General features: G+C 66.3%; 23 protein-coding genes. 8 read left to right on the top strand and 15 right to left on the bottom strand.

Features of this window, described 5'->3' with window-relative positions:
* Window positions 1-255 precede the first annotated feature (255 nt).
* The 3 genes from VFW04_10760 to VFW04_10750 form a co-directional block, all read right to left on the bottom strand.
* The gene (locus VFW04_10760; protein ID HEX5179803.1) at window positions 256-2,385 is read right to left on the bottom strand and encodes a M13 family metallopeptidase; all 2,130 of its coding nucleotides are present in this window, start codon (window positions 2,383-2,385) and stop codon (window positions 256-258) included.
* The gene (locus tag VFW04_10755; GenBank protein ID HEX5179802.1) at window positions 2,382-4,499 is read right to left on the bottom strand and encodes a S9 family peptidase; all 2,118 of its coding nucleotides are present in this window, start codon (window positions 4,497-4,499) and stop codon (window positions 2,382-2,384) included. The genes VFW04_10760 and VFW04_10755 overlap by 4 nt, the downstream gene beginning before the upstream one ends.
* Before the next feature lie 200 nt (window positions 4,500-4,699).
* Window positions 4,700-6,073: a cytochrome c peroxidase gene (locus tag VFW04_10750; protein ID HEX5179801.1), complete on the bottom strand. Its 1,374-nt coding sequence runs from the start codon at window positions 6,071-6,073 to the stop codon at window positions 4,700-4,702.
* A 217-nt stretch (window positions 6,074-6,290) separates the two neighbouring features.
* Here VFW04_10750 and VFW04_10745 point away from each other — a divergent pair, with 217 nt between their 5' ends.
* Together VFW04_10745 and VFW04_10740 are read left to right on the top strand one after the other, a co-directional pair.
* Complete coding sequence (locus VFW04_10745; GenBank protein HEX5179800.1) at window positions 6,291-6,749, top strand: (2Fe-2S)-binding protein; 459 nt, start codon at window positions 6,291-6,293, stop codon at window positions 6,747-6,749.
* Between the two features lies 1 nt (window position 6,750).
* A complete protein-coding gene (locus VFW04_10740; GenBank protein HEX5179799.1) occupies window positions 6,751-8,889 on the top strand; it encodes a xanthine dehydrogenase family protein molybdopterin-binding subunit in 2,139 nt (712 codons plus the stop codon).
* A 1,635-nt stretch (window positions 8,890-10,524) separates the two neighbouring features.
* Here the strand turns inward: VFW04_10740 and VFW04_10735 are convergent.
* On the bottom strand, window positions 10,525-10,710 hold the full coding sequence (locus VFW04_10735; GenBank protein HEX5179798.1) for a hypothetical protein: 186 nt from the start codon (window positions 10,708-10,710) through the stop codon (window positions 10,525-10,527).
* Between the two features lie 245 nt (window positions 10,711-10,955).
* The gene (locus VFW04_10730) at window positions 10,956-11,309 is read right to left on the bottom strand and encodes a hypothetical protein (GenBank protein HEX5179797.1); all 354 of its coding nucleotides are present in this window, start codon (window positions 11,307-11,309) and stop codon (window positions 10,956-10,958) included.
* Between the two features lie 119 nt (window positions 11,310-11,428).
* Here VFW04_10730 and VFW04_10725 point away from each other — a divergent pair, with 119 nt between their 5' ends.
* The 4 genes from VFW04_10725 (at window position 11,429) to VFW04_10710 (ending at window position 14,267) form a co-directional block, all read left to right on the top strand.
* A complete protein-coding gene (locus VFW04_10725; GenBank protein ID HEX5179796.1) occupies window positions 11,429-11,791 on the top strand; it encodes a hypothetical protein in 363 nt (120 codons plus the stop codon).
* A gap of 232 nt (window positions 11,792-12,023) precedes the next feature.
* Window positions 12,024-12,512 carry a thiamine pyrophosphate-binding protein gene (locus VFW04_10720; GenBank protein ID HEX5179795.1) on the top strand — a complete coding sequence of 163 codons (489 nt, stop codon included), beginning with the start codon at window positions 12,024-12,026 and terminating at the stop codon, window positions 12,510-12,512.
* Complete coding sequence (locus VFW04_10715) at window positions 12,509-13,117, top strand: thiamine pyrophosphate-dependent enzyme (protein ID HEX5179794.1); 609 nt, start codon at window positions 12,509-12,511, stop codon at window positions 13,115-13,117. Before VFW04_10720 ends, VFW04_10715 begins: the two co-directional genes overlap by 4 nt.
* A gap of 37 nt (window positions 13,118-13,154) precedes the next feature.
* Window positions 13,155-14,267: an aminotransferase class I/II-fold pyridoxal phosphate-dependent enzyme gene (locus VFW04_10710; GenBank protein ID HEX5179793.1), complete on the top strand. Its 1,113-nt coding sequence runs from the start codon at window positions 13,155-13,157 to the stop codon at window positions 14,265-14,267.
* A 32-nt stretch (window positions 14,268-14,299) separates the two neighbouring features.
* Here VFW04_10710 and VFW04_10705 read toward each other — a convergent pair whose 3' ends face one another.
* The gene (locus VFW04_10705) at window positions 14,300-14,872 is read right to left on the bottom strand and encodes a YbhB/YbcL family Raf kinase inhibitor-like protein (protein ID HEX5179792.1); all 573 of its coding nucleotides are present in this window, start codon (window positions 14,870-14,872) and stop codon (window positions 14,300-14,302) included.
* Window positions 14,873-14,966: 94 nt separating this feature from the next.
* Between VFW04_10705 and VFW04_10700 the strand changes: the two genes are divergently transcribed.
* On the top strand, window positions 14,967-15,173 hold the full coding sequence (locus tag VFW04_10700) for a hypothetical protein (GenBank protein ID HEX5179791.1): 207 nt from the start codon (window positions 14,967-14,969) through the stop codon (window positions 15,171-15,173).
* 47 nt (window positions 15,174-15,220) lie between these two features.
* Here the strand turns inward: VFW04_10700 and VFW04_10695 are convergent, their stop codons facing one another.
* The 4 genes from VFW04_10695 to VFW04_10680 form a co-directional block, all read right to left on the bottom strand.
* A complete protein-coding gene (locus VFW04_10695) occupies window positions 15,221-15,799 on the bottom strand; it encodes a DinB family protein (GenBank protein ID HEX5179790.1) in 579 nt (192 codons plus the stop codon).
* A 149-nt stretch (window positions 15,800-15,948) separates the two neighbouring features.
* Window positions 15,949-17,073, bottom strand: coding sequence for a LicD family protein (locus VFW04_10690; GenBank protein ID HEX5179789.1), 1,125 nt, complete (start codon window positions 17,071-17,073; stop codon window positions 15,949-15,951).
* Window positions 17,018-17,392, bottom strand: a complete 375-nt coding sequence (locus tag VFW04_10685; GenBank protein HEX5179788.1) for an NTP transferase domain-containing protein — start codon at window positions 17,390-17,392, stop codon at window positions 17,018-17,020. Before VFW04_10685 ends, VFW04_10690 begins: the two co-directional genes overlap by 56 nt.
* Before the next feature lie 36 nt (window positions 17,393-17,428).
* On the bottom strand, window positions 17,429-20,131 hold the full coding sequence (locus VFW04_10680; protein ID HEX5179787.1) for a hypothetical protein: 2,703 nt from the start codon (window positions 20,129-20,131) through the stop codon (window positions 17,429-17,431).
* A gap of 334 nt (window positions 20,132-20,465) precedes the next feature.
* Here VFW04_10680 and VFW04_10675 point away from each other — a divergent pair, with 334 nt between their 5' ends.
* On the top strand, window positions 20,466-21,560 hold the full coding sequence (locus VFW04_10675) for a P1 family peptidase (protein HEX5179786.1): 1,095 nt from the start codon (window positions 20,466-20,468) through the stop codon (window positions 21,558-21,560).
* Window positions 21,561-21,589: 29 nt separating this feature from the next.
* Here VFW04_10675 and VFW04_10670 read toward each other — a convergent pair whose 3' ends face one another.
* The 5 genes from VFW04_10670 to VFW04_10650 all read right to left on the bottom strand — a co-directional run bounded on the left by VFW04_10670 (window position 21,590) and on the right by VFW04_10650 (window position 26,629).
* Window positions 21,590-22,441 (bottom strand): polysaccharide deacetylase family protein, encoded by an 852-nt coding sequence (locus VFW04_10670; GenBank protein ID HEX5179785.1) that lies wholly within the window; start codon window positions 22,439-22,441, stop codon window positions 21,590-21,592.
* Window positions 22,441-23,241 (bottom strand): formyltransferase family protein, encoded by an 801-nt coding sequence (locus VFW04_10665; GenBank protein HEX5179784.1) that lies wholly within the window; start codon window positions 23,239-23,241, stop codon window positions 22,441-22,443. Before VFW04_10665 ends, VFW04_10670 begins: the two co-directional genes overlap by 1 nt.
* Before the next feature lie 72 nt (window positions 23,242-23,313).
* Window positions 23,314-24,285: a hypothetical protein gene (locus tag VFW04_10660; protein HEX5179783.1), complete on the bottom strand. Its 972-nt coding sequence runs from the start codon at window positions 24,283-24,285 to the stop codon at window positions 23,314-23,316.
* A 37-nt stretch (window positions 24,286-24,322) separates the two neighbouring features.
* Window positions 24,323-25,474, bottom strand: a complete 1,152-nt coding sequence (locus VFW04_10655; protein ID HEX5179782.1) for a PQQ-dependent sugar dehydrogenase — start codon at window positions 25,472-25,474, stop codon at window positions 24,323-24,325.
* A 24-nt stretch (window positions 25,475-25,498) separates the two neighbouring features.
* Window positions 25,499-26,629 carry a thiamine pyrophosphate-dependent enzyme gene (locus tag VFW04_10650; protein HEX5179781.1) on the bottom strand — a complete coding sequence of 377 codons (1,131 nt, stop codon included), beginning with the start codon at window positions 26,627-26,629 and terminating at the stop codon, window positions 25,499-25,501.
* Window positions 26,630-26,698: the final 69 nt, after the last annotated feature.

The following is a 26,698-nucleotide window of genomic DNA, read 5'->3' as shown; positions in this document are numbered from 1 at the left end:
ATGCGCCGACCCCATCTCTTACATCCTCGTCGTTATCCTTTTGAGCCTTTGTCGTAGATGCCTCCATGTGGCGTTTGGGCGGCGCCTCGCCACGCGGTCACTGCCTGCGCGCCTCAGGGCTCAGTACGCCTTCCCACACCTTGAGATCACCCGCACGAAATCCCGAAGACCCTCTCTTTTTTCATCTTTGTCCCCGCTCTGTCCGTCTGTATGTCCGCGCTCTGTCCGCCTGTATGTCCGCCCTTTGTCCGCCTGTCACCAGATGTTCGGCACCACATTCCTCGGCCTGACCATCGGATCGCCCGGCTTGCAGCCGAACGCCTTCGCGAACGCCTCCATGTCCGACAGCGGGCCATCCACACGCCAGTTCTCCGGCGAGTGCGGGTCCACCTTCACGCGCGTGATCAGGCTCTGCGGCCGCGAATGCACGCGGAAGCTCTGCGCGTAGCCGATGAAGAACCGCTGCTCGGGCGTGAAGCCGTCGATGAGGCCCGGCCGGCCATCGCGCTGGAGCGCCTTCTCGAGCGCATCGTAGGCCGTGAGCGCGCCGCCGTAGTCGGCGATGTTCTCGCCTAACGTAAGGTGGCCGTTCACGTGGAACGTGTCGACCTGGATGTAGCCGTCGTACTGCTTGGCATCGAGCTCGGCCTGCGCGTTGAACCGCTTGGAGTCCGCCGGCGTCCACCAGTCCGTCAGGTTGCCCTGCGCATCGAAGTGCCGGCCCTCGTCGTCGAAGCCGTGCGTCATCTCGTGGCCCGCCCAGCTCGCGCCTAACGAACCGTAGTTGGCGCCGTCGTCCGCCTTCGGGTCGAAGGTCTGCGGCACCAGCGCGCCCGCCGGGAACACCATCTCGTTCTTGCTCGGATTGTAGTACGCGTTCACCGTCGGCACCGTGATGCCCCACTCCGTTTTGTCCACCGGCTGGCCCGGCCGCTGCGCCACGCGCTCCCATTCGAAGCGCGACGCGTTCTGGTTATCGAGCACGAACGCTCCCGTCGATACCCGGAGCTTCGAGTAGTCGCGCCACGTGTCGGGATAGCCGACCTTCTCGCCCATCTTCGCCAGCTTGTCCAGCGCGTGTGCCCGCGTGGAATCGGACATCCAGGTGAGCCGCAGCAGCCGATCGTGGAACGCGGCGCGGATGTTGTCGATCACCGCCTTCGCCTTGGCTTTCGCGTCGGGCGGGAACGTCCGGGCCACGTAGGCCTGGCCTAACGCTTCGCCCAACTGCGCATCGGTCACGCGCAGACAGCGCTTCCAGCGCGGCAACAGCTCCTTGGCGCCGCTGAACCGCGAGGCGAACGCAAAATTCTCGTTCACGAACGCCGACGAGAGCCACGGCGCGGCGCTCGACAGGACGTGGTAGCGCAGATACGCGCGCCAATCTTCGATCGGGCGCTTCGCCACGAGCGCGTTGAGCTCCTTGTAGTACGCCGGCTCACCCACGTTCACGAGCGACACGGGCGACGACAGACCCACGTCGTGCAGATACGCCGTCCAATCGACGTCCGGCGCCAGCTCGTGCAGTTTCGCAAACGCCATCTGATGGTCGGTGGCCTTGGGATCGCGGCGCGCGACGCGCGGCAGCTGCGCCCTGGCCATCTCCGTCTCGAGCGCCATCACGCGCTCGGCGTCCTTCGACGCCGCCGCGCTATCCTCGCCGCCCAACACCAGCAGCTTCGCGATGTGCGCGCGATACGCCTGGCGCATCGAGTCGGCCGACGGCGCGGCGCTCAGGTAGTAGTCGCGGTCGGGCATGCCTAACCCGCCGCGGTCGAAGTCGGCGATGTAGTGCTCCGCATCGTGCGCGTTCACCGACGGTCCGTAGCGGAACAGGACGTTCGTGCCGGCCATCTGGAGCGCGGCCACTTCGGGGATCAGTCCCGCCGTCGACGTGATCGAATCGATCGCCGCCAACTGCGGTCTGATCGGCGACACGCCGGCCGCCTCGGCCGCCGACGAATCCATGCAGCTGCCGTAGAACGTGCCTAACTTGTATTGCGTGCTCGTGTCCGGCAGTGATTTGGCTTTCGCCATCGCGTCGTCGAGCACGGATCGCACGACCAGCTCGTTGCGGTCGGCCATGTCCTTGAACACGCCCGACTCCGAGTACGCCGGCGGAATCGTATCGCGCTTGAGCCAGCCGCCGTTGGCGTAGAGGTTGAAATCCATGCACGCCTTGACCGTCGTGTCCATGTACGATGGATCGACCACTTTGAGCGGCGGGAGCTCGGCCGTCTGCGTCGTGGAGGCGGGCGTGGCCGGCGCCGGCTTCTGCGAGCACGCCGCGACGCCGGCAGCGAACGCGGCCACGGTGACTTTGCCTAACGCCGCGCGTGCGCGCAGCGTTAGGCGTGGTGCATGCGATGAATGAACCGACATCATGGTTTGGCGGTGGCAACCTGTTGTGCGGGGAGGTCCTTGCTCATCCGCTCGACCACATCGCGCGGCTCGGTGACCGGCGGATTGTTGAGGTATTTGCCGAAGAACACCAGATACCGCTGATAGCGGTCCTCGATGTGCCGCGGTTCGACGAAGCCGTGGTTCTCGCGCGGATACGTGACGAATTCCACCGGCACGTGCCGCTCCGTCAACGCCCGATAGAACTCTTCGGCCTGCGGAATCGGCACGCGCGTGTCCGCCTGGCCGTGCAGGATCATCGTCGGCGTCTTCACGTTGTTCACGTACTTCATCGGCGAGTGGTCCCAGTATTCCTGGAAGTTGTCCCACGGCGCCTTCATGTTGAAGAAGAGCCGCAGATACCGATGGATGTCGGTCTGCGAATACATCGAGTAGAGATCGGGCAGCCCGGCGCCCGGCGAGATCGCCTTGAAGCGGTCGGTCTGCGTGTCGATCCAGAACGTCATGAAGCCGCCGTAGGACCAGCCGAACGCGCCTAACCGAGTCGGATCGGCCCAGCCGCGCGCGATCACCGCATCCACGCCGCTCATGTCGTCCTTGTAGTCGCCGCCGCCCCAGTCGTTCTGGTTGGCCGACGCGAACGCCTCGCCGCGCCCCGAAGAGCCCCGGAAGTTGGGCTCGAGCACCAGATAGCCGTTGGCCGCCATGATCTGCTCGCCGGGATTGAAGCCGAGGAGCGAGGCGCCGGTTGGGCCGCCATGGGGATTGAGCAGCGTCGGGTACTTGTGCGATGCAACGAAGTCCACCGGCTTGGTGACGATGCCGTCGATCTCCATGCCATCCTTGCTGCTCTTCCAGGTGATTACCTCGGATGTGCCTAACGCGTAATCGGCCAGCCACGCGTTCTGGTTGGTGATCGGCTCGATCGTGGCGAACGACAGGTCGGAGCGGTACACGTCCGCCGGGTGCGTCGGATCCGCGCGCGTCCCCACCACCGTGTGTCCATCGGTGCTCACGCCGCCGATGTCGATGACGCCCGGCATCGTCGTCACCTGCTTCACCGTGCCGTCTGCGACGTTCGCCGCGAAGATCTCGTTCGACTCGCGCGTCTCCGACGAGAAATAGACGGACTTCCCATCGGGCGACCAGAAGGGTTCGCTGGCGTTGAGCGCGAACTTGGTCGTCAGACTTCTTCCCTGCCCGCCCGACGCCGGCACGACGTACAGATTTTGCTGGCCCAGCGATGCCTCGCGCGTATCGAGATACGCAATCGAGGACCCGTCGGGCGAGTAGCGCGGCATGCTCGTGTAGTCAGGCGTGTCGGCCACCTTGCGCACGCTGCCGCTCGCGACGTCCATCACCCACGCCGTTTGCAGACCGTTGTCGTCGAGGAGCGGCGTCGGCGTCGTCGTGAACGCGATGTGCGTCCCGTCGGGCGAGTAGTGCGCATCGGTGACGTTGTTGTCGCCGTGCGTGATCTGCCGCTCGGCGCCCGTCGCGACATCCCACGTCCAGAGCTGCGCCAACTTGAGGTCGTGATCGACGACGACCGCGTCGTCGTGCAGCTTCTGGCGCTTCTCCTGGTCGGCATCGGGCGCCGGCGACGCGATGAAGAGCAGCGTCTTCCCGTTAGGCGAGAACTCGAAGCCGCGCACGCCATCCTTGTGCTTCGTCACCTGCCACGGCTCGCCGCCGTCGGCGTACTCGAACCAGACCTGCGGATGCGAGTCTTTCTCTTCGCCGGCCACCATCGTGAAGGCGATGATCTTTCCATCGGGCGACCACCGCGTCCCGGCCACGCTCTTCTCGCCACGCGTGTACTCGCGCGCCCCCGACGCCGGACCGGTCGCCGGCACCACCCACAGATGCGTCACCGTCTTCCCCGGCTTGTCCTTGTCCATGTCGAGCGACGAGACGAGGTACGCCACGCGCGACCCGTCGGGCGACAACCGCGGCGCCGAGACGCGCGCCACGCGCAGCGCCTCGGCGCTGCCGAAGAGGCGCTTGCCATCCTTGCTGCGAGCGGCCGAGCTGTCTGCGGGTGCGCTCTGCGCCGGCATGGCGAGCGCGACGGTGCCCGCGGCCAGGCACACGGCGAGGGCCGACAGCACCCAGTGACGGCGAGGTGCGAACGACATCGGGACACTCCTTCTATAGTGCGACGTGAGGGGGGAGACGACCACGCAGTATGCCCGACGGTACATGAGCCCGCAAGGTCCGAATCGACCGGTTCGCCCTCGTCCCCGACGCATGCTGTGCCGGAGCGGGGCGCCTAACGCTGAAGACGGACAAAGGCGGACAAGACGGACAGGGCCGGGCCTGTCCGTCCTGTCCGCCTTTATTTGTCTATCGGCAAGCCGCTCGGCACCGCCTTTGGCGTTAGGCGGGAGAGATTGCGTGCCGCCGGGTCGGTGAGCGCCGACATGTAGTTCATCAACTTGTCCTCGACCTCCGGCGTCAGCACGACTCCCAGGATGACCGTGTCGCGCTCGGCGATCACGGACGCCTTGTTGTCCAACACGGTCCGTTGAAGCGGCGCGATCAACTGCGCCGGATTGTAGTCCATCAGCTTCTCGTCCGAGTTGCTGTAGTGGTCGATGAAATCGCGCAGCGAGATGATCGAGCCGTCGTGGCCATAGGGTCCGGTCAGCTCTACGTTGCGCAGCGGCGAAGTGCGGAAACGGTACTGGTCTGCCGGGTCGCCCGTCACGTTCATTCGGCCGAAATCATCGAGGCCGGAGACGCCGTTGCCCTTGCCCGGCCCGATCTGCGGCACTGCGACGTTGTGAAACTGGTCGTCGCTGAACGTCGCGCCGTTGTGGCAGATCGAGCACTTGAGCGTGAGGAACTCCGCGGCGCCGTCCAGTTGCGCCTGCGTGAGCGCACGGTCGTCGCCATCCATGAACCGGTCCCACGGCGTGTTGCGGAACGTCAGGTCGCTCACGATGAATCCGGCGATGGCGTTCGAAGCGTACGCGAAGTTCATGTCATCGAAGCGCGTGCCCGGATAGGCGCGCTCGAACATGCGCCGGTACTTGGGGATTTTGCCTAACCGGCGCATCAGGGCCGCCCAGATCAGCGTTGCGTCGTTGTCGGTGAAGCCCGACAGCTCGCTCCCCGACGAGCCGCGCATCTCGGCCGCGCTGGTGGGCGGGAACATCGGCTGCGCCGAGAGCGCGCCGAACTCGAACACGCGCGTCATCGACGTGGTGAGCTGCGTGCCCGCCGGCGTGGTGAAGTGGCCGTGCCCATCGACCTCGACGCGGCCATCCCAGAACAGGTGGCGCATCGCATAGAGGTTGAACAGCGGCGGCGCGTTGCGCGGTATGTTCACGCCATCCGGGTGCGTGCGGTTAGGCCCGAGACCCGTGCCGCCCGATCCGATCGAGAGACTGCGCCCATCGCCGGTCTCGTAGCGCGGGAGGTGGCACGTCATGCACGAGACGTCGTGGTTGCCGCTCAAAATCTTGTCGAACGCCAGCTCGCGGCCGAGCCGCACCAGCGCGGGTCGCACGACCGGCGGATGGGGCAGCGGGGTGATGCCGCGGCCTTTCGCCAGTTGTCTAACGAGACGCGGGGTGATCGTGTCCCCGCTCGCGCTCCGATTGCCCGTCGGCACCGCCGACACCTCCGTCGGCCTTTCGGAGCAGCCCGCGACGATCCCACCGAGGATCGCCGCGAGGCCGATCGCCAACCAAGAACTCCTGCGCATAGTCACAGCCTCCGGTGATCGTGCTGGCCGCGCGCCATCGTCCCCGGAAAGCCGGCTCGGCGCGCGCGTGTACGACGTGTTTCCCAGTAATCGAAAACCGGTGCCGCGGCCCGACATGGCCGCCCCTCGGTAGCGACCCCAACCGCCCAAGCCCGTAGCGTTGACCGCACACCGCCCCTACACTAAGAGACAGACATCGCATCGGAGCCCGAACCCCATGCCGTCGTTCACCATCCTCGTCAATGGGCGCTCGCAGACCGTAACTGTCGCCGCCGATACCCCGCTCCTCTGGGTCCTCCGCGACTCGATCGGTCTAACGGGCACCAAGTTCGGCTGCGGCATGGGACAATGCGGCGCCTGCACCGTGCATCTGGACGGCAGGGCGGTCCGCTCGTGCCAGACGCCGATCTCCGCCGCCACCGGCCGTACGGTGACCACCATCGAAGGGCTGGCCGACGAGCATGGCCGCCGCTTGCAGGAGGCTTGGGTGGAGGAGGACGTCCCGCAGTGCGGCTACTGTCAGTCGGGACAGATCATGTCGGCCGCGGCGCTCCTCGCCGCCCACCCGAAGCCGACCGACGAGGACATCGATCGCGCGATGTCCGGCAACATCTGCCGCTGCGGCACGTACAATCGCATCCGCAGCGCGATCCACCGCGCGTCGCAGGAGGTGTGACATGGCCAGCACCGTCAACCGCCGCGACTTTCTGCGCTCCGGCGCCGGCGCGGGCGCCGGACTGCTGATCGCGCTCTACCTGCCCTCGGCCGACCGCCTTACCAAGTTAGGCGAAAGGCCTCGCGATGATGCCGGGCTGTCGCCCAACGCGTGGCTCGTCATCGGCGCCGACGACACCGTCACCGTCTACTTCGACAAGTCCGAGATGGGCCAGGGCGTGATGACGGCGCTCCCCATGATTTTGGCCGAGGAGCTCGATGCCGACTGGAAGCAGGTGCGCGTCGAGCAGGCGCCGGTGACCGCGGCCTTCATCGCGCTGCGGCACGGCCGCTTGAGCACGGGCGGCAGCACCTCGGTGCGCACCTCGTGGGATCCGATGCGTGCGGCCGGAGCGGCCGCGCGCGAGATGCTGGTGACGGCCGCCGCTGCGCAGTGGGGTGTCGATGCGGCGTCGTGTCGCACCGAGAGCGGAACGGTCGTGCACGCCGCGTCCAAGCGATCGGTGTCGTACGGACAGGTGGCTTCCGCCGCGTCGAAGCTGGCTGTACCGGCCCAACCGAAGCTCAAACAAGCCTCGGAATTTCGCATCGTCGGCACGCGTACCAAGCGCGTCGACACTCCGGCCAAGACCCGCGGCACGGCGGATTTCGGCATCGACGCGCACCGGCAGGGCATGCTGGTCGCGTTGGTCAAGCGCTGCCCGGTGTTCGGCGGAAAGGTCGCGCATGTCGACGACGCCAAGGCGAGGTCCGAGCCCGGCGTTAGGCAGGTGGTGCAGATCTCGAGCGGCGTCGCGGTGCTCGCCGACGGCTACTGGCCCGCGTACAAGGGGCGCGACGCAATCGCCGTCGAGTGGGACCTCGGGCCTAACGCGACGCTCGACTCGGCCGGCATCTGGAAGATTTTCGAGGACCGGCTTGCGCAGCCGTTGGCTGTCGTGCGCGACAGCGGCAGTGTCGCCAGCGCCGACCCCGCCAAGACCGTGGAGGCCGAGTATCGCCTGCCGTATCTGGCGCACGCGACGATGGAGCCCATGAACTGCTCGGCCCACGTGCGGGCGGATGGGTGCGACGTCTGGGTGCCCACGCAGAATCAGACTGGTGCGTTGGACACGGCCGCGCAGATCACGGGCTTGACGAAGGACCAGATTGCGATCCACACCACATTTTTAGGCGGCGGCTTCGGCCGGCGTTCGAAAACCGACTTCGTGACCGACGCGGTAGAAGCATCGAAGGCTGCCGGCGCGCCGGTGAAGGTGATTTACGACCGGCCCGACGACATTCAGCATGATGGTTATCGGCCGGCCGCGCTGCACCGGTTGAGTGCGAAGCTCGATGCGAATGGATGGCCGGTCGCGTGGGAGCACAAGTTCGTGGCACCGTCGATTCTCGCGCAATACGGCAAGCAGGCGGTGGAAAAGGGCATCGATGGCGACGCCGTGTCGGGGACGGGGGACGATTTCCCGTACGCGATCCCGAACATGCACGTAGAGTACGGCATTCCCGAGGCGCCCGTGCCCGTGTGGTGGTGGCGTTCCGTTGGGCACTCGAGCACGGACTTCGTAGTCGAGAGTTTCTTGGACGAACTGGCGGCAACGGGCGGCAAGGATCCGGTGGAGCTCAGGCGTCACCTGCTCGCCGGCTCCCCGCGGCGGCTGGCGGTACTGAATCTGGCCGCGGAGAAATCTGGCTGGGGGAAACCGCTGCCTAACGGGCACGCCCGCGGCATCGCGCTACTCGATGGCTTCGGTAACACGATCGTGGTACAGGTGGCCGAGGTGAGCCTCGAGGCGCAGAAGGTGCGCGTGCATCGGGTGACGTGCGCGGTGGACTGCGGGATCGTGGTGAATCCCGCCATCGTCGAGTCGCAGATGGAGAGCGCGATCATCTACGGGCTCTCGGCTGCGCTCATGGGCGAGATCACGATCAAGGATGGTCGCGTGCAGCAGAGCAGCTTTGCGGATTATCCCGTGATGCGAATGAGAGAGGCGCCGAAGATCGACGTGCACATCGTGGAGAGCAGCGAGCATCCGGGCGGGATCGGCGAGCCGGGCACGCCGCCGATCGCGCCGGCGGTGGCGAACGCGGTGTTTGCGTTGACGAAGAAGCGCGTAAGGGAGCTGCCGATCAGGCTAACGTAGTTAGCAGCAGCGAACCACCCTGCGAAGCTTAAGCTAAGAGCGACTCACCCGCGAGCAGTCGCGAATATCGGGATCGCCGCGACGCCGGCCGTGAACGGCGGTTTCTGAAGTAGGCCCGCTGTCCCGGGCCGACCAATGCGTGGCCAGCCCAGACGCTGTGTCCGCATGAATTGTCAATTGTAGAAAGTAGCCTCTTCGGAAATGAAGCAAGCGAGTTGCGGGTCATAGTAGTGACGTGACCCCCGCCCTCTGATCCAGCTATTCTTGCCGATCCTCACTACGGAGGATCGATGCGCAAGAGTCGCTTTACGGACGAACAGATCATCGGCGATTCTGTAGGAGAGTGCCGCGGGCGGAAAGACCGGCGAGCTCATACGCCGCCACGGCATTTCGCGTGAGACGTGGTAGAAGTGGCGGCGGAAGTACGGCGGGCTCAAGGTCGACGACGCGAAGCGGCCGCGCGCGCTCGAGGATGAGCATCGCCGGCTCAAGCGCGTTGGTGGCTATGCAAGTACACCAAAATTTGGGTGTTCATCTACAAACGCGGTGTTTGCGCTGACGAAGAAGCGCGTGAGGGAGCCGCCGATCAGGCTAACGTAGGCAGCCGCGGTCGCGGGCTCGCGCGCGGTCAGCTCGTTAACGGCGTGCGCAGGTCCAGTCGCGCGACGATTCCTCCGGCAGACTTCGCGACTGGATAGCCTTCGGAGCAAACTTGCTAATAGACAAGGCTACCATGCTCGCTTAGCGGAACCTTAGTGCCTGCACCGGCCAGATCGGTCGCCAACTTCGGCGCCATCGAAGGATTGTTAGGGTACGTATGCCCATCAAATTTCAAGATCGCCATCCGACCAGGCAAGACTCCGCCGCCTGCTACTGACAAAGCGAGATCGTGCCATCCGTTTGTTTTAGAAGGCAAGACCATGATCGGAAGCCTGACGAGAGTAAACCTAGTAATGACTTTAAACGAGTCGTCGTTAGGCCGGAGAAGGAGCGCCATGCACCCAGCGCTTCCGCACCACGACCGGCCAGTAACATAGACAAGGATGTCACGGCCCTCTGCATCAAATGTCACGGGCGATGCCGAGTAGCGTGTTGACTTGTCTTCTAGTCGTTCAAGATAACTTCGCAGGAAAGTCTTGAGAGATCGGTCGTCGACACCTTGTGCGTGCGCCGCGCCGGCCAACATCGTTTGAGTGGCCCAGAGCAAGAAAATCACAGCTATCTTTGCAAGGCTCGCCATAATTCTCCCCTTGTTAGAAACAAGACATCAGCCCAACTACGTTGCTCCCGTAATTGTTGTTGGTTGATCCTTGGTCAATAGTGTTGGGGTCTCCACTAATATTTCCAACTCCAAAATTGTACGAGGCGGCAGTCGCTTGTAATTGCTGAGACGCGGTGAAAGTCGGAAAATTCGAGCGTATGTATGTAGCGTTTGAGGCCAGCATACCTGCAGCGTAATTCGCAGCCCACGAAATGTTGAACGCCTGAGCAGCCGTCACTCTGGGTTCCTAGACAAGTCAATCTGAAACTGCGTATAGGTGGTGTCCGGCGTCATCGCGATCGTGGTGTCCTTGGGCAAGACTTGAATGAGATTCACTAACGCGCGCGCGTAGCGCTCCCGACACGAGATCCTGCCTAACACACGGCGAAGAGCCCGACATCGTGCGCGCGCGGCTGCTGGAGCGCGGCGTACGTGGTGAGGGGTACCTCGCGTGCCGCCGCCGGATCCTGCACGCGCGATACCGCGATCGCCAGCTTCTGATCGGCGAGGTACACCGACCCTCGTTGCGCGCCCCAGCGCACCACCGCCGGATGCGGCATCCCCCCAGCGCGGCGCCGCCAACTGCTCCACTTCCCCCAGTAGCGCCTCCTCGACTGCCTTCAAGCCCAACGGAATCAAAGCCTGAATCATCGCCACCGTCACCGGGTGGTCACGGTCCCATGGTCCAGCCGCATCGTTGGCTGCATCCCAACTGGATCGGCCTGCTGGTCCTTTCGCGACTTTTGGCGTACTCTTGGCATGGGTGGTCTCCGATCCCATTCAAGCGCGGGAGTCATCCGCGACATTACCTCGGCAGCCGCATCCGAACGTGCGTGCCGGGATTGGCGATGAATCGGTGGAAAAACGAGTATCGCTGGCCTAACGCCGGTATTGCGAGCAGCGTAACCTTGGACCCCGAATAGGAGAGGTCGGATGGGACTTTCAAGGTGAGCGTCGACTTCGAATCGATCCGCCCAACCTGGACGCGTTGGACACCCTGGACCAGGTAGAGGTCATACCACGTCCCCATGTCGTTCACCAGGGTGACTTCCGTTGGCGCGTGGGGATCGAGCGCGACCTCGTGGGCACAGCCCAGCGCACTAACGCCGGGCAGCACGACCAACCAACCTACCGCGGCGGCGCGGGCGAAGCGGCGCATGGCTCACTCCTTGGTCGAAGGTTCACTGCATCCGACGAATGTCGCGCCACCAAGGTATCGGGTCAAGATGCCTGGCGGCGCGTTGGTCATCATCCCGACGGCACTAACTCTGTTAGCAAATGCTGTTTAGGGAATCTGGCGGACTCATCGCCATTCCGCTGATCGTTGGGCTCCTCGTGTTGGGTGAGATCCGGCGCTGCAAGGCTCAGGCAGCGGTGTGGCCGCACCTGCTCGCTGTCGCGTTACTCGTCCCGCCCGTCCTCCTTTGCCTGTTAGGCGAAGCGTGGGCCGGCGCCGGCAGCTTCGGGTGGCGGCCCCGCGTCCTGCTCGGTCTGGGCGTGACCGAGCTCCTCCTTTCGGTCATCTGCGTGCGCGCGGGGCGAGCCAGTGACGTCATGCCTTACGTCGTGTCCGTAGCCCTGGTTTGGAGCGTCATGAGCTGGACTTACGCGGCGCTGGCCGTCGCTGGCGACTCGTTATGATCGGCCGGATGGGTTGATTGGTGTTCCAGGTTCGTCGCACCGCGAACAGCCGCTCGTCACGATGCTCGGCCCGGGCTTCTCGCGCAACCAGTGGAAAGAGCCGGCGACACTGATGCGTGCCCACGGCCATGAATTGCCTCTGCCCGTTGCCGAGCTCGCTGCGGGAAGTGGTCCACGACTATCCTATCAGTAGTCTCACGATCCTCGCAAACACCCACCCACCGTTGTGGCGATGTTCTCAGGCGAAAAAATCTGCACTCTGCTCGAGCAGCTCGGCGTCACCCACGTCGTCACTGTGCCGGACAGTACCATCGGCCGGTGGCAAGCCGCCATCAAAGAGCGCGGCACACCCAGCCTCGTTCGCGTCTGCCGCGAAGGAGAAGCATGGCAGGTCGCCGCCGGCCTCCAGTTAGGCGGCGCCGCCCCACTCGTGCTCATCCAGTGCACCGGCCTGCTCGAATCCGGCGACGCAATCCGCAACGCACTCCATGATTTCGGATTGCCGCTGTTCGCCATCATCGGCTACCGCAGCTATCTCAATCAGGACACGCTGCCCGGCGACACGTGCCTCGTATTCACCGAACCGACCCTCGATGCGTGGAAGATCGACTACCGGTTAATCACCATGTTGTCGCAATTCGACGACATCGGCGCACACTTCATCGCCTGCCGCGACGCCGGTAAACCCGGCGCCATCCTCCTCGCCGAAGGCAAAGCATGACGGCGCCGGCCACGACACCCACGGCGCCGCGCACACGCATGCCGGCGAAGGACGCGCTCGCCGCCCTGCACGCAGTGCGCGATCCCCGCAACATCGTGATTACGACGATGACGCCCGCCCGCGACTGGATGCTGCTGCCGCAGCAGCCCCTGGACCTGGTACTCGTGCCGTCCGCCATGGGCAGCGCGCCTCCGTTGGGCTTGGGCCTCGCCCTCGCCCAACCGAACCGCCGCGTCATCGTCTGCAATGGCGATGGCTCCATGCTGATGAACCTCGGCGCCCTCGTGTCGATCGCGAACGCGCGTCCGGCAAATCTCGTCCTCATCGTGTTCGTGAACGGGACGTACGAGGTGACGGGCTCACAACCGGTTCCGGGCGCCGGCGTGGTCGACTATCCGGCGCTCGCACGTGCGGCCGGGTTCGAGTCGGTCCACGCGTATGGATCGATCCACGAATGGCAGAGCGCCGTTAGGCGAATCATCTCGATGCCCGGGCCCACGTTCGTGGCGCTCGACGTCGAGCAGGTACACGGCCAGCCCGGACCGAAATCGCCCGGCCCCGCGCGCGAGCGCGCACGGCAATTCATGAAGGCGCTTCGGGGCTGAATCGCTCCGCCTCACCACCACGCCATCGTTTCGCCCAATGCACCTCCGACCGTTTCGCCTCGAGCGCTACTACGACACGCGCGAATTCGCCGCGCCTTACATGATGTCCGCGTCCGATTGCGAAACGTGGACAGTCGCCGAGCTCACGGCCCTCGAACCGACCGCAGCCGACCGCCTCCTCGCTCTTTCGCTCGGCTACACGCCTACCACCGGACATCCAGACCTTCGCGCGCAAATCGCAGCGCTCTACGGACAGGTGCAGCCCGAAGAGGTCATCGTCCACGCCGGGGCGGAAGAAGCTGTATTCACGTTCATGAACGCGGTGCTCGAGCGCGGGGACCACGTCATTGTCCACCATCCCGCCTACCAATCCCTCGCCGAGCTTCCCCGTTCGTTAGGCTGTGACATCACGCCGTGGGTGACCTCGGCGGCGCAGGGCTGGGCGCTCGACCCCGATGACCTCCGCCGCGCGATTCGCCCGCGCACGCGCGCCATCGTCATCAACGTTCCGCACAGCCCGACGGGCTGGCTGCCGCCGGCTGCGACGCTCGATGCAATCGTCTCCATCGCACGCGAGCACGGGATCGTGCTCTTCTCCGACGAGGTGTACCGCGGCCTCGAGTACAATGATGGCGACCGGCTGCCGGCCGTCGTCGATGCGTACGAGCACGGCGTGTCGTTAGGCGTCATGTCCAAGGCGTACGGTCTGGCCGGCCTCCGCATCGGCTGGTTGGCCACGCACTCGCCCGACCTCGCACGACGCGTCTGTCAGGTCAAGGACTACACGACAATCTGCAGTAGCGCGCCAAGCGAATACCTCGCCACCATCGCGCTCGAGCATCGCGCCGAGGTGCTGAGCCGAAACGTGGAAATCATCCGGGGCAATCTGGAGCTGCTCCGCTCTTTCCTGAATGCGCGTCTCACGCAGTTTTCATGGGTGCCGCCGCGCGCCGGTCCGGTCGCCTTCGTGGAGCCGGCGCGCGTGACCGACGTCGAAGGATACTGCGACATGGTGCTCGAACGCGCCGGCGTGCTCCTGCTGCCCGGCACCGTGTTCGACGAGGCGAGTCGCGCCGTCCGCGTCGGCTTCGGACGACGCTCGTTCCCGGAGGCGCTCGACCGCTTCGCTGCCGTGGTCGATTCGGTCTGACCGTTAGGCGAAGCGAGCTCGGCCGCCGGCGCCTATCGGCCGTAGAGCGCGACCAACTCCGCCTTTGCCAGCGTGTGGCCGTGCAGGTTGAACCCCACGTATGCCGCCGACGCGCTCGACGGAATGTCGAGCTTGTCCGTATCGAGCGCGTACACCGTGAAGTGATAGTGGTGCGGCTTGTCGCCGGCCGGCGGACACGGGCCACCGTACCCGGCCGTGCCGAAGTCCGTCTTGCCCTGCACCGCGCCCGCGGGCAGCAGGTGCTTCGATTCATCGCCGGCGCCTGCCGGAAGCTTCGTGACATTGGCGGGAATGTTGTACACCACCCAGTGCCACCATCCACTCCCCGTCGGCGCATCCGGATCGTACACGGTGACCGCAAAACTCTTCGTCTTCGCCGGCGCGCCATGCCATTCGATCGCCGGAGAAACGTTGCTGCCCGTACAGCCCATGCCCGCGAACACGTGCGTCGCCGCGATCTTCTGCCCCGCGTGCACATCGGGGCTGCTAACGGAAAAGCGTTGTGCGCTCGCGGACGCGGCAAGTGTCATTGCCCCAATTCCGGTGGCGAGAACGGCGGTGGTCAGACGGCGCGGCATCGACATGGCGACCTCTCCCGGGTGATCAAAGGTTCGACGTCAATTTAGCCGGTGTGGCAACTCACGAACGGCGCCCGCGCACGAGGCGTTCCCGCCAGCGGTGGTCTCGTACGGCGTTATCGGGCTGGCCGGCGCATGGACGCTGTCACGCGTGCTCGGCGCGTTACTGTACGAGGTGAGCGGCCACGACGTCGCGAGCTTCGCGCTCGCGCCGCTCGTGCTGCTGCTGTCGGCGCTCGTGGCGACGCTCGTACCCGCGTGCCGCGCCATGCGAATCGATCCGTCGGACGTGATGCGCGCGGAGTGAGGCGCGCGGCCGCGCGCGCGCCCCCCGCCACGCCTGCAATCCTGGCGTTAGGCAGTACCGCGCTTCCGCGGCAGCGCCGTCGGCGGCAACCAGCCGTTCAGCCGCATGTAGTTCGCCAGCTGGCTGTAATGGTCCGCCAGGTCCAACGCATGCCCGAGCACCATGGCCACGCGGCTCTGCTTGTACGTCTTGCCCTCGTACGTCAGCGAGACCTCGTCGCCCAACTTCGAGTCCTGCAGCTGCGCCATCGCCTTCTCGCAGAAGTCGAACGACGCCTTGAGCTGCGCGACCAGCGTATCCTTCGGCCACGTCGCCTTTACCGAGTCCGGCGTGTTCTTCTCCTTGTCCGACACATTCGACTTCATGTCCCCGAATTGGTCGCAGAACGCGTAATTGTCGTCCGCCACGTGCTGCGCGATGTAACCGAACGACAACTGCGCCGGCGTCGGCTTGTAGCTGAACTTCGACTCCGGAATCGAATCGAATGCCTGCTCGATGTTCCGGCTCTCGAACCCGATGCGCCTCGTGAACGCCGACGTAACCGGGTTTGCCGTGTTGGCCGCCTGTTGGGCGAACACGCTCGACGGCAACGCGAGCGCGACGAGTGCAACCCACCGTGTCTTCATGGAGTCTCCTGGAGATGGCTGTCGTTGGACCGATCCCCAGTGTATCGCGTCCCGGCCGGTCCGGCGAGGGCTGCGGGGTGAACGTTTACCAGTCGCGGACCAACTCAAGACACGTATCGGACAGCCAAAGCTGGCTCAGCCGTACCGGATCAACCGCGCAGCTCCACCGCGACGTTGAGCGGGCCGTACAGCACGTGCAGCTTCGCGCGCTGGGTGTGCCAATCACCGTACACGGCGCTCAGGAATCCCTCGGGATTGGGCGGCAGCCGAACGGTGTGCCGCCGATTGAACACCACGGGTCGCGCGTCGCCGAACACATCCGGAGCGAACACGTAGTGGAACACGCGCTGCGGATCCGCGTCGGCGTTGGTGATCGCCCACCCATCCGGCGTCTGACGCACGATGTCGATGTCGACGAAAAGACGAGGATGGCTCGGATGCACCAGCGACAACTTGTACTCGTTTTCGATCCGTCGCGCGAAGCCGCGCCGCATCATCGCATCGCGCCACGCCGGCAGGTGCGCCGCCTCACGCTGCATGATGCCCAAGTCGATGTCGCGATCGCCGGGGATGAAGCCGCCGTCGCGGATGCATCCGAGGAGCGATCCCCAGAGCAGCATCGGCGCGAGTCCCGCCCGCTCCGCTTCCCGCAGCGCGATCGATAGAATGCGGTCGCCGTTCACTTGCAAGTCGAGCGCGTCTGTCGTTAGGCGGCGGCGGTGCAACGCCGCGCTCCTCTGCACCGTCCTGATCGGATGCCGCCAGCCAATGCGCGCGGCTTTGGGCACCCACGCGTAGCGGTGCGGTATCCGCGGCTGCGCGATGAAGGACCGCAGCATGCCGAACGACGCGAGTGACGCCGGCGGCGCCGCGCCGTTGGAACCGTCGTGCGCCGCCTGGCACCGCAGATAATCCTCGAGCGTGTCGATCTCCCACCAGGGCAGGCCGGCGGTGTAGACCGGCCACAAGCCGTCGCCGGCGATCAACGCATCGTACGCCTGGAGCGGAAACCCGTGCTGTCCGCCCGCGTCGATCACTGCGCCTAACCGATCGAAGAACGCAGCGCTGTCGGCCGCGCCGACCTTGATCAGCTGTGCGCTCTCACCCGCCGACCGCCCGGCGCTCACCTCGCGGCTGTACTCGGCCACCCAACCACCGTCGAGCGCGACGTGGTATTCGTGCTCGACGTGGGCGCGGTCGGCGTCGATCAGACATGCGTTAGGCCGCTGGGCATCGAGCAGCCGGCGGATGAGCTCGGGATTGGTACAACACATCCGCATTCTGCATGACGAACGCATGGCCGCGCAGATGCGCGCCGGCCAGGTGCAGCGACACGATGCTGTTCGTCGTCTCGTAGCGGTCGTTCACCACGATCCGGCACCGGCCGGCTGCATGCGCCGCGACTCGATCGCCCTCGAATCCCACCACCACCGTCACATCCTGGATTCCGGCCGCCGCCAGCGAGTCCAGGTGATGGTCCAGTGGCGCCTTGCCCCCGACGGGCAGCAGGCATTTCGGCATCTCCTCGGCGAGCGTGCCTAACCGCGTGCCGCGACCCGCAGCCAGGATCACAGCTTTCCGACACCATGACACGAAGCGCGCCTCGCTGGAGCAGGAATCGATCACCGTTCATCTCACCCACCCGACCGTGTCGGCCGGCCATGCCTGCACCTGCACCGTCTGCTGCATCTTGAGTTTCCCCACGTTCAGACGCACGACGTACGGACCGGTTTCGACACGCTTCAGCTCGGCCGGCGAGGTCGGTCCGCCTTTCTCCCGCGGTCGCGGCTTGTCTCGCGAGAGATCCCACGTGATCGACTGCAGTCCCGCGTACCCGGGCGCCTTGATCGATTTCACCGTATCCCCCGCGGCCGACGTGATCGAAATGGTCACCGGCCCCGGCTGCGCATCTTTCAGCCAATAAAAGATGCGGGCGCCGCGCGGCGGGTTAGGCGCGACGTACGGCCGGCTGCCGAAACTCGGATACGTGTCGGCGTAGCGGTACTGCAGCGCCGGCGCGATCGCGAACAGGTGCGCCGGCTCGGCGAGCAGCGAATCGGTCATTTCCTGGAGCGGGCCGATCTCCGCCACCCACATCCCGCGCCCGTGCGTACTCACCACGAGCTCCTTCTGCCGGAACGATTCCGCCATTTTCTCCACCGGCACCGGCGGCAGATTCTTGCCGAAGCGCTCCCAGTGCGCGCCCTTGTCCACGCTCACGTAGGCGCCGACTTCCGTGCCTAACCAGAGCAGCCGAGGATTCACGACATCTTCGAGAATCGTGTAGCTCCCGCCGTCGGCCGGCAGACCGGTCGACGACATCGCCGTCCACGTCCTGCCGAAGTCGGTGGTCGCGTACGCGTGCGGACGATAGTCGTCGCGGCTGTGGCAATCGTACGTGAGGTACGCCGTCCCCTCGGCAAACCGCGACGCGACGATCGTCGACACGAAGCACTCCGTGGGCGCGCCTTTGGGAAAATTCGCCGTCACGTTCGCCCACGTCGCGCCCGTATCGCGCGACACCCACACCAGGCCGTCGTCGCTGCCCGTCCACAGAATGGCCGCGCTCCGCGGACTCTCGGCAATCGAAAACAGCGCATGATATGATGTGTTCCCTTCTTCGGGCGCCGGGTGCTCGCGCGTCGCGCGCGTCATGTCCGGCCCGAGCACCTTCCAGTTGTCCCCACGGTCGGTGAGGCGAATGAGATGGTTCGACCCGACGTACAACGTTGCGGGATCGTGCTGCGACAACAGCATTGGCGCGGTCCATCCCCAGGTGAACTCGTAGCCGCTTCCCTCGCCCGAATCCAACGCCAGCGGTTTGATATCGTCCCGCTTGGATGTCCGCAGGTCGAGCCGCGACATGCTGCCGAACTGGTATTCGGCGTACACGGTGTACGGGTCGTTCCACGGAATCTGGACCCACATCCCATCGCCGCCCTCCACCGGATACCAATCCGCATCCGTCACGCCTAACGTATCGCGCGTCGCGCTCGGCCCGCACCACACGCCGTTGTCCTGCAGACCGCCGCAGATCCGGTACGGCGTCACCGAGCTGTCGACGATCACGGTATAGAACTGACCGATGGGCAGCTCCATGTGCGCCCACGCCTTGCCGCCATCGCGCGTCAGATACACGCCGCCGTCGTTGCCGAGCAGCATGTGATGGGCGTCGGCCGGATCGATCCACAGCGCGTGGTTGTCCACGTGCACGAGGTGCAGCGAATCGCGCCCGAACGTCTTGCCGCCATCCTTCGACTCGAGCATCGGAGAGAACAACACGTACACATGATCGGCGTTCGTCGGATCGGCGACGATCGCATCGTAGTAGTAGTGCGGTACCGCTTGCAGGTCGTTCACCTGCGTCCACGTCGCGCCATCATCGCTCGACCGGAACACGCCGCCGTAGCGTCCCTGCTCGGCATCGGTCACGCCTTCGTCCACCTGGATCATCGCGTACACCGTATGCGGGTCGGCAGCCGTCACCGCCAGGCCGATGCGGCCCATGTGGCCGCTGGGCAGCCCGTCGTGCCGCGCCGGGTCCGTTAGGCGCTGCCAGGTGCGACCGCCGTCCGCCGTGCGATAGACGCCGCTCCCCGCGCCGACGCCCTGCATGTGCGACCCGCCCCAGCGCACGCGATGCCACGCCGCGGCGTACAGCACGTCGGGATTGCCCGGCGCCATCACCAGGTCCACGAACCCCGTGCTGTCATCGACGAACAAGACTTTGCTCCACGTCGTCCCGCCATCGGTGGTCTTGAACACGCCGCGTTCTGCGTTAGGCCCCCACAGGTGGCCGAGCGCCGCCACGTAGACGGTGTTGGGATCGCGCGGATCGATCACGATCTTCCCGATCGCCTTCGTGTCGGCGAGGCCCATGTGGTGCCACGTGCGTCCACCGTCCGTGGACTTGTGCACGCCGTTGCCCCACGACTGCGAACGCAGGCTGTTCTTTTCGCCGGTGCCCACCCACACCACGTTCGTGTCCGATGGCGCAACCTCGATGTCGCCGATGGTCGTGACGCCCAGCGAGTCGCCGATGTCGCGCCACGTGATGCCGTCGTTGCTCGTCTTCCACACGCCGCCGCCGGCAGCGCCAACGTACATCGTGTTGTGATACGGGGTCGGCACCGCGAACGCCGTCACGCGTCCGCTGTACGCGGCCGGACCGATCGATCGCAGACTGAATCCGTGCAGAAATTCATCGAACGGCCCGGACGCAGCCGTGTCGGCTGGAGTTGGGCGCGACTGCCGTCGCGGTTTCTGTGCTGCCGCGGCAGATGCGCTCAGCAGTGCCGCGGCCAACACGACAGCACAACGCGTTGTGGTCATCGTCATCGAATGGAGGAAAGGAGACGGGATCGGTGGCGGGAGAGTAATAGCGCCGTGCTCACGCTCTTGCAACGCGCGCCCACCGAGTCTCAGGCGTTCTCCGCTGCCGGCGGTCGGCCTCTGGCCGGGAAGACCCTTATCCCTCGGGTTCACGTTCGTTATTCTTTGATCCTTCGCGAAGAGATGAGCGCGCGCTTCCCCGCCTCCCAAGACCTTCGTCGCAAACATGCGCTCGATCGCTCGAGTCCTAGCGCACGGCACAGGGCGGTGCTTCCGCGTTGCACTGCTCGCCACCCTCGCGCTCGCCCGCGCGCCGCATGCACAGGCGCCGCGAGTGCGGGCGCGCGCGTTGGGCGTCAAACCCGGGATCTTTCAACCCGGCCCGCTCGACGGGATCACCGACGTGGGCGGCGTGCTCGTTGGACAGGTCACCATCGTGCAGGGCGACTCGGTGCACACCGGTATCACGGCGATCCTGCCGCACGCCGGCAACATGTTCTTCGACCGCGTGCCCGCCGCCGTCTACGTGGGCAACGCGTTCGGCAAGCTCGTCGGCGCCACCCAGGTCAACGAGTTAGGCGAGCTCGAGACGCCGATTCTCCTCACGTGTACGCTCTGCGTCTGGCGCGCCGCGGACGCACTCGTCGCCGAGATGCTTGCCCAACCAGGCATGCACCGTGTCGTGTCCATCAACCCCGTGGTCGGTGAGACCAACGACGGGTGGCTCAATGCCATTCGCTCACGCCCGATCACGCCCGACGACGTGCACCGCGCGCTCGCCTCAGCCTCGAGCGGTCCGGTCACCGAGGGCAGCGTCGGCGCCGGCGCCGGCACGCGCGCCTTCGGCTGGAAGGGCGGCATCGGAACGGCCTCGCGCGTTCTTCCGCGCTCGCTCGGCGGCTACACCGTCGGCGTGCTCGTGCAGAGCAACTTCGGCGGCGTGCTCCAGGTACTCGGCGCTCCCGTTGGGCGAGAGTTAGGCAGTTACTCGTTCAAACACGACGTGGCCGCCGAGCGCGGCGATGGCTCCATCATGATCGTCGTCGCCACCGATGCACCGCTGTCGGATCGCAACCTCACACGACTCGCCGCGCGCGCCATGTCGGGACTCGCGCGCACGGGTTCCGACGAAGCGAACGGCTCCGGCGACTACGTGATCGCGTTCTCGACCGCCGAGCACGTGCGCCGGCACGTCAAGCTGCCCGAGGCCGGTGCCGCGCCCCAACCCCCGGCGCCGCGCCCAACGGAAGACCTCTCCAACGACGACATGTCGCCGCTCTTCGAAGCGGTGATCGAGGCAACCGAGGAAGCGATCTACGATTCCATGTTCATGGCCACCACGGTCACGAGCAACGGCCACACAGTGGACGCGATCCCGCTGGACAGCGTGCGCGCCATCCTCGTCAAGTACGGCGTCGCCCAACGCTGACCGCCTCCATCGCCACGAAAACGCCGCCGTTAGGACACTGGCCGCCGCCGCTTCGGCGCCGGAGCGACGACCATCCCCATCGGCTGTCCTGGTGCACCGCGCTCGAACAACCACTCGCGCGCCGAGAGATACGCCCGCCCACCGGCAGCCTTCACCGCTTTCTTGCCGTTCCACACCACCCACTGGCGTGCGCGCGGCGCGAGACGCACCGATGCAAGATCGGCGGCCTCCTCGGGCAGCGTCGCCCGGCGTATCGAGCAACGCCCCAGCACCAGACACCCCGCAACCGTACGCACGCTCGACACCGGTTCCGATGTGAACAGCGTGCGCAGACCTGCCTCGGCCGCCGTCATGGCAGCGATTCGGCGAAAATAGCCGCCGGGAACCGACGCAACCGTCACCGCGGCGCCGAGGATCTGCTCCAGCGCTTCGCGGCTGTCCGCCCATTCACGGAGCATGGATCGCCCGTCTAACGCAGAAAAGCGGAGCGGATGCGTGCACGAGTGGCTGCCGATCACGTGACCCGCCTCGTGCACGGCGCGGACTTGCGACGCGTCCAGAAATCCACGCGTACCGATCCGCGATGTGGTGATCAGGAAATGGCCCACCCAACCGAAATGCGCCAGGCACAGGCCCGTCGTCGAGAGCGCACTGGCGCCGCCGTCGTCGAACGTCAGGAACACGGGCGTCGTCCCCGCGGGCACCAGCGACAACGCGTCCGCCCGCGCCACATGGACGCGGCGCGAGGCGATCGCCCGCAGATGCGCCTCGAAACGTTGCACCGTCAGCTTGTAGCTCGCGGCCGCCGCGCCGGGGAAACCACTCGCGTCGAAGTCCCCGTCCGCAACGACGTCGTGATACTCCAGTCCGATGGCGCGCATTACGCCCTCCGCTGTTTCAAGCGTCGCTTGAGTTTCAGGTAGGCCGTGAGCCGCGGCTGTCCCCAGACAGCCGACGTTTTTCCGTTGGTCGGGATCGGCGTCGCGTCGCCCGTGACGATACGCCGGAGCAGATCCGTGATCTCCGCGAGGTTGTCCAGCAGCACGCGGCTCGAGATTTCGACGTACGACTCGCGGGCGGCGTCGAACGCGCAGCGGAAATAGCCGAAGATCGGACCGGTGTCGACGCCGCGATCGGCGCGCAATACCGTGAGGCCGACGCGGTCGAAATCGCCCGTCGCCATCGCCCAGAAGCAGCCATGGGCGTTGCGGTACTCGGGCGCGATCCCGTCATGGAAGATGAGCGTGCCGGCGTGCGGAATCTCGAAGATGCGCGGCTGCAGGATGTGCTTGCACAGTGCGACCACGGCGTCCGGCGCGCAGCGCCGGATGAACGCCTCGCACTCTGTTCCGTTAGGCCGCGAGGTGTCGAGGACGGGGATGTCGGCGGGCACCGCGGGCCATTCGCGCGTCAACGCATCCAGCGTCGCGCGCTCCCAGGCCGCATCGTGCGACGCCCGCTCGAGCCGGTAATAAACGCGGAAGGCGACGATGTCGAGCATCGCCATCGCGCCGCCGCGACGCCACTCGCGCTTGACGCGACGCCAGAACGTCCGCCGGGAATCGTGGACGCGGACGATGCCGCGCAGATCGCTGGTGGCGTGCAGCCACCGCGCGATGCCGACCGTATGCAGCGGCTCCTCCGCATGGCAGAGGAGGACCGTCGAGATGCGCTCGTCCACGATGCGCTCAGTACAATTGCTGGGGCTGGTGCCCAGCAAGTTGCATGCGCGCTGCTGGCTCCGCCAGACCGCCTAGCGTCCCGAGACGATCACCGCACCGTTCTTTGCGTCCAACGTCCACCGGGCCAAGCGCAGGTATCGTTGGACGTCGGGGTGGCCGATCGGAAACACCGTTTCGGTCTTCACCACGAACGTGCCCCGCTCCGTCACCAGCGTCGGGATGCGAAACCCGCCCGCATTTGGGGCGATGTCGCCGGAGCGGCGCAGGAGCATCCGTCCTGCCACCGGATCGAACGTCGGCGCCAGCGATGCGAGCACATCCAGACCGATCAGGGCGCCATCGCGGGCGTGCTGCAGCTCGAAGTGGACCGGCACGTTGGTCAGGGTAAACGCACCCAACCGGATAGCGAGCGCGACGCCCGCCACGTCATCGGCGCTTCGTGCGCCGCGCGAGGCGAACCGGCGCACCTCCCGGCGCTGCATCCACGACGGGTCGAGCACGAGGCCGTGCACACGGGCATCGATCGCCGCGAGCACCGAATCTGCGCCTAACCGAAGCACGACCTGACCGAGGAGGTGGCTGTCGCTCACGCGGTACGGCACCCACGCCGAATCGGGCCCCACTGCCGACGGCCGGTGATCACCCAACCACTCGGCCCGCGCGCGCTCGGCGTAGGGCAACGGCGATCCGGGCAGCGACGCGAGCGCCTGATAGTCGCCGAGCGCCTCGTACACCGGCGCGAGCGCGCGCGCGACCACGCCCGGGTCGCCGCCGAAGTACCGCGCCTCTTCCATCAACACCGCGCCGACACGCAGCGCGCCGCGCGCCGCCAGGTACTTGCCTAACGCAAGGCGCGCGGCCGGATCGTGCGAGTCCATCCGCACGGCGCGATAGTACAGCGATTCCGCCGAGAACACCCGGCCCGCAATGAGGAGCGTGTCGGCGTGCGCGATGAGCGCCGCCTCCTGCGCCGGCGCACGCCGTGCGCCCAACGAGAGGCACACCGCCGCCGCGATGCACGTGCCGATCCGGGAACGTCTCACGTACAGGGACGCGACGCTCGACGCTCCAGTAACGCCGTCAATGCCACACGCGATAGATCGCGTTCGCCAGGTCGTCGCTCACCAGCACCGAGCCATCCCGGTACACCATCACGTCCACCGGCCGACCCCAACGGCTGCCGTCAGCCCGCTGCCAGCCGGCGACGAAATCCTCGTACGATGCCGGCAGCCCGTTGGCGACGCGCACCCGCACGACTTTCGCGCCCGTCGGCACGTCCCGATCCCAGGACCCGTGGAACGCCACGAGCAGATCCCCGCGATACTCCGCCGGGAACTCGGTCGCTCCGGCGAGAAACGCCATGCCTAACGGCGCCGAGTGGGCCTGCATCTCGAGCGCGGCAGGAATCGTCGGCGCGCAGCGCGCCGCGTCGTTGTACTCCGGGTTGGGCACCGCCCGGCCGCTCTCCGAGTAGCAGTACGGCCATCCGTAGTCGCCGCCCGAGTGCAGGATGTTGATCTCCTCCGGCGGCAGGTTCTGATGGTCCGGCGGCAGATTGTCCCGCTCGTTCTGCGACACCCAGATGTCGTTGGTCACCGGATTCACCGCCATTCCCACCGCGTTGCGAAGACCGAACGCGAATCGCTGTCCGTGCTTGCCATCGGCGTCGAAGCGCATCACCGAGGCGCGCTCGGAGTCGGTCTCGACGCAGAGATTGCACGTCGAGCCGATCGAGACGTACATCATGCTGTCCGGTCCGAAGACGATCGTTCGCGTCCAGTGCCCGCCGCCACCCGAAATCCGCGCCAGCATTTCCGGCGCGTCTGTCGCGCGGCCGTCAGCGCCTAACCGAACCCGAACGATGCTGCCGGTGTTGGCGATGTAGAGGTATCCGCCGTGGAACGCGAGGCCGTGCGGACGGTCGAGGTCGCTCACCGCGGTCGCCACGCTGTCCGCGACCCCATCGCCGTTCACGTCCCACACGCGCACCACTTTCCCGGCGGCCGGCTCGCTCGCGTACACGGCGCCATCGGCGCCGGGCGCCATGAATCGCACGCCGGGCAGGTCGCGTGCGAAGTACCCGACCTGGAATCCCGCGGGGACCGTCAGCTGGCCCGCGAGCGCCTTGCTCGTGCTGTCCACCGGCGACGTCGGCGATGCCCCGCGCTCTTGCGTCGAACACGCCGTGACCGCCGCCAACACGATGCCAACGATGCACAGCCACCACCGCATGCTCCCTCCCGCACCGAGCTTCCGTTAGGACCCGCCCGCCGCGTACACGCCGTCGATCGCGCTCGACCCGGCCGGCATACGCTGGGCCCGGCTCTCCAATGCGTCCGCCTCGCCGCGCTCCACTTCTGCCGCCGCGTCGGCCGCGATCTCGGCGAGACGGGCGCGCGAGATACCCGAATCACACAAGTACTCCTCGTAGAGCGCGACCGGATCGCGCCTCCCCCACGACGAAAACAGCGAAGGCGGGAACGTGTGCCGCGCCTCCGCCTCGTCGTGGGTCGCGTGACCGCCCATCCGGAACGTCTCGGCCACGAGCAGCGCCGGCCCGTCGCCGTTCCGGCATCGCGACACGGCCAACGCCGCCGCCGCGTACGCGTCGAGCACGTTGTTCCCATCGAACACGCCGCCCCACATCCCGTACGCCCTGGGCCAATCGGCGAAGTTCCCGCGGCCCGCCGCGGCATGGTGCTGGTCGAGCCGCGTGCCTAACGCCACCTGGTTGTTCTGGATGATGAACACCACCGGCGCGCGCTGCACCGCCGCGAAGTTGAGCCCTTCGTGCGCGACACCCGCCTTGGTGCTGCCGTCGCCGATCCACGTCATCGCCACCGCATCCTGCCCGCGCAGCCGGAACGACAGCGCGATGCCCGTCACCACCGGCACGATGTCGCCCACGTGGCTGATCGGCGCCAGCACGCCCTTCGACAGATCACCGTAGTGCCCGTCGCGCCCGTGCGACGGTCCGTCCATCGTGCCCATGTACGCCCGCAGCGTGTCGGCGACCGACATGCCCAACTCCAGGCACGCGCCGCCATTCCGGATCATCGGCGCCGCCACGTCGCGTTGCGCGGCGCGCCCGGCATCGGCGCCGCGCCTGAGCGCGTGCACCGGGCCAATGGTCGCTGCCTCCTCACCGGTGCCTAACCACGCCTTGGAAATCACGCCCTGCCGCACCATCCGCTTGAGCGCGACATCCGTCAGCCGGTTGCGCACCAGTGCGCGATAGAGCGAGAGCCGGCTCTCTTCATCCAGCGCCGCCACCACTGCCGCGCGCGACGCGTCCCGCACAATGGTCTCGCGATACGCATCGACGTCCTCGTCGACGCGCGTCCACGCCGTGTACTCCGGCGGATCGAAGGCTGCAAAACGCTGCATATAATGAAGTTAGAGGCGGATGGCCGCGTCCGCCAACGGCCGAGGCAGCGTGGCGCCCAGCTCCGTCGA

It is taken from the genome of Gemmatimonadaceae bacterium (assembly GCA_036273715.1).
Lineage (GTDB): Bacteria > Gemmatimonadota > Gemmatimonadetes > Gemmatimonadales > Gemmatimonadaceae > JADGGM01.
This window is presented reverse-complemented; position numbering and strand designations above follow the sequence as displayed.